11 protein-coding genes are annotated in these 13861 nt (G+C 61.6%); 2 read left to right on the plus strand and 9 right to left on the minus strand.

The genetic code is table 11. The features are described 5' to 3' along the window. Positions 1 to 3: 3 nt before the first annotated feature. The 8 genes from murD to Q6E04_RS01050 all read right to left on the minus strand — a co-directional run bounded on the left by murD (position 4) and on the right by Q6E04_RS01050 (position 8999). Positions 4 to 1464, minus strand: a complete 1461-nt coding sequence (murD, locus tag Q6E04_RS01015; protein WP_303248979.1) for a UDP-N-acetylmuramoyl-L-alanine--D-glutamate ligase — start codon at positions 1462 to 1464, stop codon at positions 4 to 6. A gap of 95 nt (positions 1465 to 1559) precedes the next feature. Then, on the minus strand, positions 1560 to 2618 hold the full coding sequence (gene mraY, locus Q6E04_RS01020) for a phospho-N-acetylmuramoyl-pentapeptide-transferase (RefSeq protein WP_303248980.1): 1059 nt from the start codon (positions 2616 to 2618) through the stop codon (positions 1560 to 1562). Then, positions 2618 to 4072, minus strand: a complete 1455-nt coding sequence (murF, locus tag Q6E04_RS01025) for a UDP-N-acetylmuramoyl-tripeptide--D-alanyl-D-alanine ligase (RefSeq protein ID WP_303248981.1) — start codon at positions 4070 to 4072, stop codon at positions 2618 to 2620. The genes mraY and murF overlap by 1 nt, the downstream gene beginning before the upstream one ends. A gap of 39 nt (positions 4073 to 4111) precedes the next feature. After that, complete coding sequence (locus tag Q6E04_RS01030) at positions 4112 to 5815, minus strand: penicillin-binding protein 2 (RefSeq protein WP_303248982.1); 1704 nt, start codon at positions 5813 to 5815, stop codon at positions 4112 to 4114. A 3-nt stretch (positions 5816 to 5818) separates the two neighbouring features. Further along, complete coding sequence (locus Q6E04_RS01035) at positions 5819 to 6304, minus strand: cell division protein FtsL (RefSeq protein WP_303248983.1); 486 nt, start codon at positions 6302 to 6304, stop codon at positions 5819 to 5821. 62 nt (positions 6305 to 6366) lie between these two features. After that, positions 6367 to 7335 carry a 16S rRNA (cytosine(1402)-N(4))-methyltransferase RsmH gene (rsmH, locus tag Q6E04_RS01040; RefSeq protein ID WP_303248984.1) on the minus strand — a complete coding sequence of 323 codons (969 nt, stop codon included), beginning with the start codon at positions 7333 to 7335 and terminating at the stop codon, positions 6367 to 6369. An 11-nt stretch (positions 7336 to 7346) separates the two neighbouring features. Beyond that, the gene (locus tag Q6E04_RS01045; protein ID WP_123198718.1) at positions 7347 to 7781 is read right to left on the minus strand and encodes a division/cell wall cluster transcriptional repressor MraZ; all 435 of its coding nucleotides are present in this window, start codon (positions 7779 to 7781) and stop codon (positions 7347 to 7349) included. 255 nt (positions 7782 to 8036) lie between these two features. Next, the gene (locus Q6E04_RS01050) at positions 8037 to 8999 is read right to left on the minus strand and encodes a site-specific tyrosine recombinase (protein ID WP_303248985.1); all 963 of its coding nucleotides are present in this window, start codon (positions 8997 to 8999) and stop codon (positions 8037 to 8039) included. Between the two features lie 208 nt (positions 9000 to 9207). Here Q6E04_RS01050 and Q6E04_RS01055 point away from each other — a divergent pair, with 208 nt between their 5' ends. Then, positions 9208 to 10689, plus strand: a complete 1482-nt coding sequence (locus Q6E04_RS01055) for a DUF1846 domain-containing protein (RefSeq protein ID WP_303248986.1) — start codon at positions 9208 to 9210, stop codon at positions 10687 to 10689. A gap of 145 nt (positions 10690 to 10834) precedes the next feature. Here Q6E04_RS01055 and Q6E04_RS01060 read toward each other — a convergent pair whose 3' ends face one another. Continuing rightward, on the minus strand, positions 10835 to 11698 hold the full coding sequence (locus Q6E04_RS01060) for an NAD(+)/NADH kinase (protein WP_303248987.1): 864 nt from the start codon (positions 11696 to 11698) through the stop codon (positions 10835 to 10837). Between the two features lie 84 nt (positions 11699 to 11782). Here Q6E04_RS01060 and murJ point away from each other — a divergent pair, with 84 nt between their 5' ends. Next, on the plus strand, positions 11783 to 13807 hold the full coding sequence (murJ, locus tag Q6E04_RS01065; protein ID WP_303248988.1) for a murein biosynthesis integral membrane protein MurJ: 2025 nt from the start codon (positions 11783 to 11785) through the stop codon (positions 13805 to 13807). Positions 13808 to 13861 lie beyond the last annotated feature (54 nt).

Consider the following 13861-nt stretch of genomic DNA (forward strand, 5'->3'; position numbering starts at 1 on the left):
CCCCTAGCGCTTGCGCTGCGCGCGGAAGTCGACAAGCTGTTTGAAGACGCGGCCGCGATGCTCGAACGAGTCGAATTCGTCGAACGACGCGCACGCAGGCGAGAGCACCACGGACTGGCCGGGCTTGGCCATGGCAATGGCGGCATCCAGCGCATCCTCCATATGCTCGGCACGAACGACCTCGATAGCGGAATCGGCGAAGGCCTTGGCGAAACGTTCGCCCGCCGCGCCGAAGCACACCACGCCGCTGCAGATGGCGGACGCATCGCGCACCAAGTCGTCGAGCTCGGTGCCCTTGTCGTGGCCGCCGAGCAAGAAAATGGCGCTGCCGGGCGCGAAGGCGGATAGCGCCTTGCAAGAAGCATCCACGTTGGTCGCTTTGGAATCATTGAAAAACGCCACGCCCGCGATATCGCCGCAGGGTTCGAGACGATGCTCGAGCGGCTTGAACGAACGCAGGCCGCGACGCACGTGCTCGGGCGCCACGCCCGCCGCCAAAGCGGCGCTCGCCGCCGCAAGCGCGTTGCTCGCGTTATGCTCGCCCTTGATGCGCAGGCTCGAGGCGGCGACCAGCTCGATCGACTCGTCGCCGTATTCGACCCTCAACATGCCGTCATGCAGCCAAGCCGCGTTACGAGAGCCGCAGGCATCCTTCATGCTGCGATCGAGACCCGCAGCGCATCCGATCGGGATGTAATCGAAGCCGCGAGCGTCGTCGTTCTTGAATTCCTTGATGCATGCGCGCGTGACGTCGCATACCGCATCGATCACGAGCGTCCCCTTCGAGACGGACAGGCGGCGGTAGACGCTCTTCTTCGCTTCGGCATACGCATCGAAAGTCATATGCCAGTACAGATGGTCGGGCGTGATGTTGAGCAGCACCGCCACATCGGGTGCGAACAGGTCCATGGAAGCGAGCTGGAACGAGCTGACCTCCGCGACGAACACGTCGGCTTCATCGGCCGCGACGGCATCGATGCAGGTGTTGCCGATGTTTCCTACGGCCGCGACGTCTCGGCCCGCCTCGCGCAGGATATGGGTGATAAGCGTGGTCGTGGTGGTCTTGCCGTTCGTGCCGGTGACCGCGATCCAGCGCGAATCGGCACGGCTTTCCTGCCACGCGAATTCGACCTCGCTGATCACGGCGGAGCTTGCGGCAGCGGCATTCTCGTAGAAACGGGAGAACTGCGAGATGCCGGGGCTGGCAATGCAAAGGTCGTAGCGTTTCTCAAGCGTATAGCGGTCGAAATAAACCTTCGCGCCACGGCGCTCGCACTCGCGCGCGAACGCACGGGCGTCGTCGTTAGGCTCGCCGGCGGCGATAGTGAGACTGTTCACGCGCGACCCCAAAAGGTCGAGGCAATACCGCGCCACCGCCTTTCCGCTTTTACCGAGGCCCAGAACAAGCACGTCTCCGAGCATTGCGGCGGCCGCCTTGCGGCCTTCGATGCATCCTTTATCCATGACGATTCCCTCTCATCGACGTTTTTCCTTATAAACACGCATCGCCGCGTCGAAGCGGCGATGCCCTCATCGTTCGGCGCGGAGGCGATGGCGCCCTAGCCTGCCATCACGATAGGCTGGATGAACCACAGGACGAAGCCGAATGCGGCAAGCACGCCCGATACGATCCAGAAGCGGATGACGACCTTCGTTTCGCTCCATCCCTTCTTCTCGAAGTGATGGTGCAGAGGAGCCATAAGGAACAGCCTTTTCTTGGTGCGTTTGAAATAAAGCACCTGAAGCATGACCGACAGGGCCTCGGCGACGAACAGGCCGCCGATGATGATCGAGTAGACCTCGGTTTTGGTAAGCATGGCCACGCAGCCGAGAGCCGCGCCGAGCGCAAGCGAGCCCGTGTCGCCCATGAAGATGTCGGCCGGATAGGCGTTGAACCACAAGAACCCGACGCAGGCGCCCGCGATGGTGGCGGAAAGAACCGCGATCGGCAGCATATCGAGACGATACGAAATGGCCGCCATGACCACCATGACCACCATGACCGTGCCTGCAGCCAGGCCGTCGAGACCGTCGGTCAGGTTGACGGCATTGCTCAGGCCGCCCAGCAGGATCAGGCTGAACGCCAGATAGAGCCAGGGGATACGAAAACCGCCCTCGACGAAGTCGCACGGGATGGTGGTGGTAAGCACGCCCAGATCGATCGGCGGAAGGAACGGGATGTGCACGATAGGTTCGATGCCCATGAAGTTCACGACCACCAAAGTGAACACCGCGAACGTGGAGAATTGGCCGATAAGCTTGCCCTTCGGCGTCAAACCCAAAGAGCGCTCATGGATGACCTTCGACGCGTCGTCGAACAGGCCCAAAGCGCCGATGGCCAGCGTAGCCACAAGCGCCGCGATGAACTCGGGCGACGGCTCGGCCACAAGAAGCGCGGTCAGCACGATCGCGACGATCATGATGACGCCGCCCATGGTAGGCGTACCCTGTTTCACCAGATGGCTCTGAGGGCCGTCGGCGCGCACCTGCTGACCGATATGCGTGCGCGTGAGAAGCTTGATCCACGCAGGCATGAGCACCATGGTGATCGCAGCCGCGACCACGAAGCCCAAAAATACGAGGAACGTGGGGTAAGACGAGAAGATACTGCTGAGCATTAGGCGATTATCCCTTCGACGACGCGGTCGAGATGCATGAAATGCGAGGCTTTGACCAGCACGACATCCGACGAATCGATCCTTCCTTCCAAAGCGCGCACGGCCTCGCAGGCGTCGGCGACGCGCACGATGCGCTCTTCGGGCATGCCGGCCTCGAGAGCGCCTGCGGCGATATCGGCCGCGGCCTCGCCCACGCAAACAAGCAGGCCGACGCCCGCCCGAGCCGCCGCGCGGCCTGTTTCCCTATGGCCCTCGACGCTTTCTGCACCGAGTTCGCCCATATCGCCGAGCACCGCGACCTTGCGTCCGGACGCCTTATAGCTTTCGAGCATGGCAAGCGACGCCTTCATGGACGCGGGGCTCGCGTTATAGGCATCGTCGAACACCACGGCACCGCATGCCGCACGCTTGACCTCCTGGCGACCGGCTTCCGGTCGGGCTTCGCCCAAGGCGCGCGCCACGTCGGGCAGGCCTATGCCGCACGCCAGACCGATAGCAGCCGCGCCGCAAGCATTGGATACGTTATGGACGCCGCGAAGACCCAGCGAGCACGCGACGCGCTCGACCTCGTCGCCGATGACGGCGAAGCCGCGGGCGCACAGCATGAAGCTCGGACGGCCCTCGTCGTCGACCGAGACGCCCTCGGCCCAGACGGCGCAGCCTTCGCCTTCGGGCTCGCCCGCAGCGCTGAAATCCGCTTCGTTCAGCATGCCTTCGGCCAGGCGGCCGCAAGAGCGCAGAAACGGCGTCATATCGTCGGCGGCGTTCACGAACGCGAACGAGCCGGGCTCGAGCGCGTCGAAGAGCTCGGCCTTGGCGCGGGCGATGTTCTCACGCGAGCCGAGGCGCTCGAGATGCGACACGCCGACATTGTTGACCAGGCCCATGTCAGGCTTGGCGAACGAGCAGATGTGGGCGATCTGGCCCAAGTCGTCCATGCCCATCTCCACGACGAGCATCTCGCAATCGGCGTCGGCCGAAAGCACCGTATAAGGCGCGCCGAGTTCGTTGTTGAAGTTGCCCTTGGTGGCGACGGTCTTGAAACGCGAGGAAAGAACCTGGCGCGTAAGGCTTTTCACCGTGGTCTTGCCAACCGACCCCGTAATGCCCACGACCGTGGCCGAGAGCAGAGAGCGCCATGCGGCGGCAAGCGCCGTGATAGCGGATTCGACATCGTCGACCACGACGATGCCCGCGCCGCGGGAGCGCGACGCCTCGAGCGCGGCGGCATCGGGCTCGCGGCCCGCCAGCACCAGCATCGCGCCCGCTTCGACGGCCGATGAGATGAAATCGTTGCCGTCGACACGCTCGCCCGGAAGGGCGGCGTAGAGGCAATCCTGCCATGCCGTGCGCGAATCCCAAGTGAGACCCACCAGATCGCGCTCGGCGTCTGCGGGGGCGAGCGCGAGGCGCCCGCCCGTGATATCGAGAATGCGGTTCGTGTCCAGTTTCATGTTCGATGCTTTCTGACGTGAACGCCCGCGCACGGGCGGCTAGTCGCTTTGAACCACGCGGTAGCGGCTTATGGCTTCGGTCATTATATCCTTAAACACTTCGGTGGTATTTCGCTCGTAGGGAACCTCGTTCACACCCACAAAACACACGAGCGGCGTCGAAGCGTTCGGCAGCACACCGACGAAATCGAGGTTATGGGAGTGCTTGGCGTACTGGCCGGTATCCTCATCGACGTATTCCGCCGTACCGGTCTTGCCCGCCACGGTGTAGCCATCGATGGCAGCGCCCTGGCCCGTTCCCTCTTCCACGACCGTTTCGAGCATGCTGACCATAGGGGCGATCGCCGCCTTGTTCTCGATGATCGTCTCCGATTCGTACGTCATAACCTCGCCCGTCTGGGGTTTGGACAGCAGGAGATGCGGCGTCACGGCCACGCCGTCGTTGACAAGGGCTCCGTAGAAGCGCGTCATCTGCAAAGGCGTGGTGGCGATACCTTGGCCGAACGTGACGTTGTATTTGAGGATCTGCGACCACGTTTCCACATTCGGCGCCAGATAGCCCCCCGCTTCTCCCGGATAGTCGATGCCGGTGGCGCCGTTGAGACCGTAGGTCACGATCTTGTCGTACAAGGGGGCGAAGCCCAAGTGGCTCTCGACGAGCAGCGAGATGCCGACATTGGACGAGTCCTGCATCACATAGCGCGCGGTCATGGTCATATCGCCGCGCTCATGCGCGTCGGTGATCACGTATTCATCGGCCGCCAGCCCCGCCGGCGCGAACACCGTGGTATCGGGCGAAATCGAACCGGTCTCGAGCAAGGCCGTCATGGAAGCGGTCTTGAAAATCGAACCCGGCTCGTAAGCCTGAGTGACGGGCTTGAGGGAGTCGGAACCCACTTCGGATTCCGAAGGCGCCGCCGGGTCGAAATACGGAGTGGACGCGATCGCCAGCAGGTCGCCCGTCGACGCATCCATGAGGACTGCGCCGCCGTCCTCGCCGCCGATCTGCTCGACACCCTCGGCAAGGCGTTTCTCCAGATAGCTCTGCATGTCGATATCGATTGAAATCACGATATCCTGGCCGTCTTTCGCAGGCTCGTCGACCTCGGTGCCGCCTGGAATGGGAATGCCCTTGCCGCCGCGCTGCACGACAAGCTTGCCAGGCGTGCCTTTGAGGATGTCGTCGTAATACAGCTCGAGGCCCGACACGCCCTGCCCATCCACGTTGACGAAGCCGAGAACCTGGCCGGCGACCTTGCCGTAAGGACAGACGCGCTTCGTGTCGTCGATGAAATAGATGCCGGTCAGCCCCTTCTCGCGCAACGCATCGGCCACGTCTACATCGGCTTTACGCTTGATGTAGACGAATGTGGTGTCCTGGGAAAGCAGGTCGCGATACTCGGAAGCATCGCCGCCGAGGGAATCGGCCAGCGCCTGCGCTGTAGAAGCCCTGTCGACGACCTCCTTGGGATTCGCGTAGACCGTCGTGGCATCGACGCTGGTGGCCAACACGTTTCCGTTGCGGTCGTAGATAGTTCCGCGACGCGGCGAGATGTCGGCGCTCACCGTGCGCGATGCCGCAGCGGCGGAACTGAACTCATCGGCCTTGATGACCTGCAAATACACAAGACGGCCGGCCCATGCCATGGCGATCAGGAGAAACGACAGCAGCAAAAAAGACAGACGGCTCGAAGGCGAGCCGTCGGAAACGCTGCGTGGATTGGATGGTCTACGTTCGCTCATCGATTATCCTTGATTCGCAATGGCGGCGATGCTTCCGGACAAAGAAAGATTGCCCTCCGCATCCGTCGCCACGATGTCGGGAGGCAGCACGACCGCTTCGGTGCTCAGCGGAGGCGCCATGCCTAGACTCGCCGCCTCGACGCGAATATGGGTCGAGTTGGAAAGCCTGCTTTGCTGCACCTCGAGATCGCTTCCGTAGGACCTGGCATTCTCGATCTTGGCGCTCAAATCGTCGGCGGCAATCGAGCTCGTGACGCTTGCCGCGGTCAGACCGACGCGTATACAGCACAACGTCGCGACAACCAAAGCGGCCGCGACGATGACTTTCGCTATTCCCATAACCGATGCGGGAAGCGTCTCCACATCGGAATATTTCCGCCGACCGGGTATGACCTCGAAGTCGGCGCCCGAGCGGTCGGGCACGGCCGGCGCGGAGCTGCCGTATAGGTATCCCGACCGGGAGGCACGGTATGCATTCGTGCGACTCACACCGGCCCCCTTTCTTCAGATGCAACGCTCTTCGGTCGGCTTGCTCTACTCGCGTATCGGCATTAACGTATCTTCTCCGCGACACGCAGCTTGGCGCTGCGGGCGCGCGGGTTGCGCTCGATTTCCTCCGGCGTCGGAAGAATCGGCTTGCGCGTGACGATCTTCAGCGCCGGATCGGCCCCGCACGCGCATACGGGAAGTCCGGGAGGGCAGGTGCAGGTGCGCGCATGCTCTGCGAACACTTCCTTGACGACCCTGTCCTCAAGAGAATGGTAGCTGATCACCAGAATGCGGCCTTTCGGGTTCAGCCAACGCACCGCCGCCTCCAAACCGCTGCGCAAGACCGAAAGCTCGGAGTTCACCTCGATGCGCAGAGCCTGGAACGTCCTTTTGGCGGGATGGCCGCCTGCACGACGCGCCGATGCGGGAATGGCGGCCTTGATGATCTCGACGAGCTGCCCGCTCGTCTCGATGGGGGCGCGCTCGCGCGCAGCGACGATGAACTGCGCGATACGGCTGGCCCACTTCTCATCGGAATAATCGCGGATGATCCGAGCGAGCTCTGCTGCATCCAGGGTGTTGACGAGCTCTGCTGCGGTTGTGGTCTGGTTGCCCGGATCCATCCTCATGTCCAGGGGGGCATCCTCTTTGAACGAGAACCCCCGCGACGGAAAATCAAGCTGCGGCGAAGAAACGCCCAAATCGAACAGAATGGCATCGATGCCAGGAACCTCGGCTTCGAGAAGAAGCTCATCGAGGTTTCCGAAATTGCCGCGCAAAAGCTCGATCTGGGGCAGGTCGGCAGAACCGAGGGCCTTCAAACGGGCCCCGGCGGCGGTCAGCGCCATATCGTCTTGGTCGATGCCTATCAGAAGGCCTTGCGACCCCAGACGTCGCGCCACTTCGGAAGAATGGCCCGCTCCGCCGAGCGTCGCGTCTACGAACGTATGCTGCGGCTTAAGACGCGATTGTTCAAGGCACTCGTCGAGCAAGACGGGGATATGCCGGTATTCGCCTGTCGTTTTTTCCACGTGCGGACTCCTTACGAGAACAGCAATTCATCGAGATCTACGCTGCTCTGGAATTCATCCCAACGCGCGGCATCCCAGATCTCAAAATGGTCGGTGTTGCCCACCAGAACCGCTTCTTTTTCCAACCCCACCATCTCGCGCTGCTTCGCCGACACGTTGATGCGTCCCGCAGCGTCCATCGCATTGGGCATGGCGCTGGCATTGAGCTTGGTGCGCAGCATGACGTGTTTGCGGTCGCCCGGGTTATAGCCGCCCTTCTTTTCGAACAGAGCGTCCACCCACGCTTCGTAGTTATCCACGGTGTAGACGGAAAGGAAGCCGTTCTTGGAATCGGGAACGACCACCAACTGGGTGTCTTCGGTCAAGGTCTTTCGAAATGCAGCCGGAAGGGAAAGGCGGCCTTTGGCATCGATCTTATGGCGATATTCACCGAATAGACCGGCCACGCTCATCCCCCTTCACATTGCAACACCCCAACCGATGCCCGCCATTTTATCCCACTTCCTCCCACCTCGCAATAAAATCGCCCACTGCGTGGCGTTTCTCCCCCCACTTTTCAACTCCGAAAGGCAGATGATTCCATTCGTCGACGACGCATGGACGGATATCGCACCTATTAAAAGAATATATAGTGCCATACGAAAAGACGGCACTATATCTAGTGCCGTCTTGAAAACGAATCGCATGGAGGAAATGTGGGGTCAGACGATTCCGCGGGCGCGCGGATGGGCGGCCAGGTATTCCTCGCGCAGATGGAGCGAGGTTACATGGACATAGACCTGCGTGGTCGAGATATCGGCGTGACCGAGCATCTCCTGAATCGTGCGCAGATCGGCTCCGCCCTCCAGCATATGCGTTGCGAAACTGTGCCTCAGCGTGTGGGGATGTAGTCCCGCAATACCCACGGCAGCGCCCGATTTCTCCACCACCCCGTAGACCCCCTGACGCGTCAGGCGGCCGCCGCGCGCATTGAGAAACAGCGCCGACGGAGGCGACGGCGCCTTACCGGCGAGCACGGGCCGCGCCGATTCCAAATAGTCGGCGAGCGCACGGGCAGCCGCGCCGCCGAACGGAACGACGCGCACGGCGCTCCCCTTGCCGACGACGCGCACGAACCCTTCGTCGAAAAAGACATCGGCCGTATCCATCCCGACAAGCTCGCTCACACGCAAGCCGCAACCATAGAGCACCTCCATGACCGCGCGGTCGCGCGCGCCGAGTTCGTCGGACCGGTAATCGCGATCGAGCAGAGTCTCGGCTTGCGCGACAGACAAGACGTCGGGAAGACGGCGCGGCGCATCCGGCAGTTCGACATCGGAGGCGGCATCCCCCCTCGCGAGCCCCTCGCGCGCGAGGAAACGGTGCATCCCCCTTACCGCGGCCATACGACGCTCCCTGCTGGCGGGAGCATAGCCGCGCTCGGCAAGGTCGCGCGCATAGGCCGCCACGTCCGATCGGGCGGCGCATCCGGCCGAGCAGCCGCGCACGTCGGCAAGAAACGCCGCATAATCGTCAAGGTCGGACGCATACGAAACCACCGTCAACGCCGACGATCCCCGCTCGACGGAAAGATAGGCCAGGTATTCCTTCGCAAGCGCTCGCGACGCCTCGAACACATCATCGTCCTCGGGCGATTCGCGGCGCAGCGACACCCTTTTCCCCACAGCGCCCCCTTCCATATCGCGGCCCAATCGTTCCAGCCGATTCTAGCGCACGGTCGCAACGCGCGGAGTCGGACGACATCCGGCCAATTCATGCAGCGGAAACGCCCGCGACACAGAGTCGAAACACGCTGATATATAATTCATCTGTTCGACATCGATTCTCTCGGCGGCGTGCACCGCCCTCACCCAGAAAGGGGCCCGCGATCTCATGCGCATCGGATTCGACAACGAAAAATACATCGCATTGCAGGCTGAGCATATTCGCAACCGCATCGACCAGTTCGAAGGCAAGCTCTACCTCGAATTCGGAGGCAAGCTCTTCGACGACCACCACGCCGCCCGCGTGCTTCCCGGCTTCGAGCCCGACTCCAAGATCCGCATGCTGCAAAGCCTCGTCGACGACGTCGAGATCATCATCACCATCAACGCCAACGACATCGAGAAGAACAAAGTCCGCGGCGACTTGGGCATCACCTACGACGAAGATTCGCTGCGTTTGATGGACATCTTCCGCGGCATGGGCTTTCTCGTGGGCGGCGTCGTGATCACGCACTACGCCAGCCAGCCCGCCGCCGACATGTTCCGCAGGCGCCTGCAGTCTCTCGGTATCGCATGCTACCTGCACTACCCCATCGCCGGCTATCCGTACGATATCAACCACATCGTCAGCGACGAGGGCTACGGCAAGAACGAATACATCGAAACCGCCCGCCCGCTCGTCGTGGTGACGGCACCGGGTCCTGGCTCCGGCAAGATGGCCACCTGCCTTTCGCAGCTCTATCACGAGCACAAGCGCGGCGTGACCGCAGGTTATGCGAAGTACGAGACCTTCCCCGTATGGAACCTGCCGCTCGCGCATCCCGTGAACCTGGCTTACGAGGCGGCCACGGTCGACCTCGACGACTCCAACATCATCGACCCGTTCCATCTCGAGGCCTACGGTGTCTCGACCGTCAACTACAATCGTGACGTGGAGATCTTCCCCGTGCTCAAGGCCATGATGGAGCGCATCTCCGGCTCGAGCCCGTACCAGTCGCCCACCGACATGGGCGTGAACATGGCGGGCCTCGCCATCACCGACGACGACGTGGTGCGCGACGCCGCGAAAATGGAAATCGTGCGCCGCTACTTCCAGACCTCCGTCGAGGTGAAGCGTACAGGCGTCGGCCAGAAAAGCATCGAGAAGCTGGAGATGCTCATGAATCAGGCGGGCGTCACGTCGAGCTTCTCTCCCGCCCGCAGCGCCGCGCTGCTCAAGGAAGAAACGACGGGCGCCCCTGCGGGAGCCATGGTGCTTCCCGACGGCCGCGTGATCACGGGCAAGACGTCCGACCTGCTGGGCGCCGCCTCTTCGCTGCTCATGAACGCGCTCAAGGCGGTCGCGGGCGTCGATGACGACCTGCTCGTCATCAGCAACGAGGCGATCGAACCCATCTGCCGCCTGAAAACCGAGCAGCTGGCAAGCAAGAACCCGCGCCTGCACTCCGACGAGACCCTGATCGCGCTTTCCATCAGCTCGGCGACCAATCCCATCGCAGCGCAGACCATCGCACATGTCGACGATTTGCGTGGATGCGACGCGTTCTTCTCGGTCATCATCTCGGCCACCGACGAAAGCCTCTATCGCAAGCTCGGCATCAATGTATGCTGCGAGCCTAAATACGAGCAGCACTCCTTCTACCATAAATAAGCCGCCGCAGCATGCAAACACCGTAGGCGCCGACGCAAGCCGGCGCCTTTTTTAATATCCTGCTCCCTGCACGCAGCAGGCAGGCCGCCGAAACGAAAAACGGCCGAGGAGAATCCTCGGCCGTTCGAAACCCTTAGAGGCAAAACTACATGCGACGCTCGTCTGCAAAGAACGTGTTGGCAACCGCGCTATAGAAGCCTTCGTTCTTATAGCGAAGCAAAACGGTGGGGTTATTCGACTTGCGCACCAAGACGCGGTCGATCGGCTCGTCGAGAGAAATGAACTCGCCGTCCACGAAATAGCTCGCTTCGCGGCTTTCGGGATTGCGAGACAAATCGATTTCGACGATATCGCTCGGATCGGTGACGAGGGATCGGGAAAGCAGCGTATGAGGAGCCAGAGGAACCACGACGAGGCCCTTGAAATCGGGGGCGACCAGCGGACCGCCGGCAGAAAGAGCATAAGCCGTAGAGCCGGTGGCCGAAGAAACCACCAGACCGTCGCCACGCATATCGACAAGATGATTGCCCGAAATCTCAATGCCGAAATCGATGATGCGGCCCAAGGCGCCACGCGTAACCGAGAACTCGTTGAGCGCGAAGCGGCTCGCAACCACCTCTCCATTCGAAATAAGGTCGATATGCAGGCTGGCTCGCTCCTCACGTACGACGTCGCCCGCAAGGGCGGCGGCCACGATGGCCACGACGCCGTCTTCCGAAGAGTTCACCAGGAAGCCGAGATGACCGAAATTAATGCCGAGAATCGGCACACGCGTCTTGCCGACCAAACGGGCAGTTCGAAGCATCGTACCGTCGCCGCCGAGAGAGACCACCATGTCGAAGGAAGCCACATCGACGTGCGCGCAGGTGTCTTTGACCGATTCGATCGACAGGGGCGTCGAGTCGAGTTCCTGATGCGCAACTCCCTGAGAATCGAGATAAGCGGCCAGGAGCATCGACGCGTCGAGGGCGGCCGCATTGGAATTATTGCGAATAATCAGGATGTTCATTCTGCCTCGTTTCAAACGTTGCCCGCGGACTATATGATGAGTTGACAATAGCCTTTGTATTATACCCAAACTCGAAAGCGTAGTATGAGCGCCACGCAGATTTCCACACCTGAAGACGAATCGTCTTCGCAGAATACGGCGGCCAGCGTCGGAAGCTCGGCAGCCCTCATCAGCTTCTTCGTCATCATATCCCGCATCACGGGCTTCATGCGCACCTGGGCCATGGCCTTCGCGCTCGGCTCGACCATGTTGGCAAGCTCTTACCAAATCGCCAACAACCTTCCTAACATGCTCTACGAACTGGTCATGGGAGGCATGCTTGTAACAGCGTTTCTGCCCGTGTACCTTTCAGTGAAAAACCGCCTCGGCGAACGGGGCGGCAACGAATACGCCAGCAACATCATGAGCATCGCGTTCATCGCGCTGGGCTTGGTGGCGCTGCTGTGCACGATTTTCGCGCCGGCGCTCGTATTCACGCAAAGCTTCATGAGCGACCAGGGCGGTATGGAAGACGCCGTGTTCTTCTTCAGATTCTTCGCCATTCAAATCGTGTTCTACGGCCTGTCGTCAATCGTCAGCGGGCTGCTCAACGCCTCACGCGACTACCTATGGAGCAGCGCGGCGCCGATTTTCAACAACATCATCGTCACGGCCACGTTCGTGCTCTATGCCTTCATCGCGCCGAGCAACCCCGATATGGCGAAACTCATCATTGCCATAGGAAACCCGCTGGGCGTGTTCATTCAGATGGCCATCCAGCTTCCCGCCCTCAAGCGCAACGGCATCAAACTGCGCCTGCACGTCGACCTGCGCGACCCGGCTCTCAAGGAGACGCTCGCCATCGGCGTGCCCGCCATTTTGGTCATGTGCGCGGGCCTTGTCGTGGTATCGGTGCAGAACGCGGCGTCATATGCCACGGCGGACAACGGCCCTTCGATCATCGCCTACGCGCGTCTTTGGTTCACCCTGCCCTATGCATTCCTCACGGCGCCCATCACCACGGCCATGTTCACCGAAATCTCCGAGATGCACGCCAAAGGCGACATGGCGTCTTTCAAGAAGGGCGTGGCATCGGGGACCAGCCAAATCCTGTTCTTCATGCTGCCCTTCGCCATGTATCTGGTCGTGTTCGCCGAACCGCTCGTCACTCTGTATCACATCGGCGCGTTCACCGAAGAAAACATCGCCCAGATTTCGCTCTATCTTGCCGCACTCGCTCTATCGCTGCCCTTCTATGGCGTCAATACCTATCTGCAGAAGGCGTTTTCCGCCATGCGCATCATGAGCATCTACTCGATCATGATGGTTGCCTCAGTCGCCCTGCAGATCGCATTCATCGCCGTGTTCGCCACCCCGTTCGGCGGCCCGCTCAACTTCGGCATGCCCGCCATCGCGCTCAGCGAGACGGTGTTCTATCTGGTTCTCGACATCGCCTGCTTCGTGTATCTGCGTCGCAAGGTCGGACGCCTCGGCCTGAAGGGCATGGCGCTGTCGTTCGTGCGCTCGCTCGCCCTCGGCGCGCTGGGCGCGGGCGCGGGCGCGCTGGTCGTATTCGGCCTCGATGCAACCGTGCTTCCCTTGAACGGCTCCATCCCCCACGCGTTGGGATGCATCGTCTGCGGCGGCATCGTCTCGGTCGTCGTCACCTTCGGCATTGCCGCCAAAGCCGGCTTCAGCGAAGCGGCTATGCTGGTCTCGATCGTATCCAAAATAACAAACAGGCTCGGTCTGCATAAGAACCACGTCGACAGCGTGCCGAATTTCAACGACGCCGCCGAAATCGAAACCGAAGCTTTCGATGCATGGAACGAACCTGCCGCACACAGCAAAACGGAAGCTTACGCGGAAACGAGCGGCATCGAAGACGAAGCGGTCCGAACATGCACCCCGCCTCGGGGGCGCCATGCAGGGGAACTGGGGGCTTTGGCAAAACGACCCGAACAAGACGAACAGGACGCCATCGGACGCCATAGCGCCCAAGCGGTCTTCGAGCGCAAAGTCGATGGGGCGCGCCATGCGCCGCTCAGCGGGCGCCACGCCCGTCGCGGCAGGAGCAGCACGAGCAGCATGGACAAACAAGGCCGCCATGCCCGCCATGAAGACGAATAAGCCCCCGTCGCGACGGGGGCTTATTACCCGCTCGACCGGATTCAGACGCCCCGA

The sequence above is a fragment of the uncultured Slackia sp. genome (assembly GCF_959608125.1).
Lineage (GTDB): Bacteria > Actinomycetota > Coriobacteriia > Coriobacteriales > Eggerthellaceae > Slackia.

What these genes read in the sequence shown, in the direction of transcription:
- Q6E04_RS01055 (WP_303248986.1), top strand. Translation starts at nt 9,208, where the DNA reads ATGCGCATCGGATTCGACAACGAAAAATACATCGCATTGCAGGCTGAG.
- Q6E04_RS01030 (WP_303248982.1), bottom strand. Translation starts at nt 5,815, where the DNA reads ATGAGCGAACGTAGACCATCCAATCCACGCAGCGTTTCCGACGGCTCG.
- murJ (WP_303248988.1), top strand. Translation starts at nt 11,783, where the DNA reads ATGAGCGCCACGCAGATTTCCACACCTGAAGACGAATCGTCTTCGCAG.
- murF (WP_303248981.1), bottom strand. Translation starts at nt 4,072, where the DNA reads ATGAAACTGGACACGAACCGCATTCTCGATATCACGGGCGGGCGCCTC.
- murD (WP_303248979.1), bottom strand. Translation starts at nt 1,464, where the DNA reads ATGGATAAAGGATGCATCGAAGGCCGCAAGGCGGCCGCCGCAATGCTC.
- Q6E04_RS01060 (WP_303248987.1), bottom strand. Translation starts at nt 11,698, where the DNA reads ATGAACATCCTGATTATTCGCAATAATTCCAATGCGGCCGCCCTCGAC.
- mraY (WP_303248980.1), bottom strand. Translation starts at nt 2,618, where the DNA reads ATGCTCAGCAGTATCTTCTCGTCTTACCCCACGTTCCTCGTATTTTTG.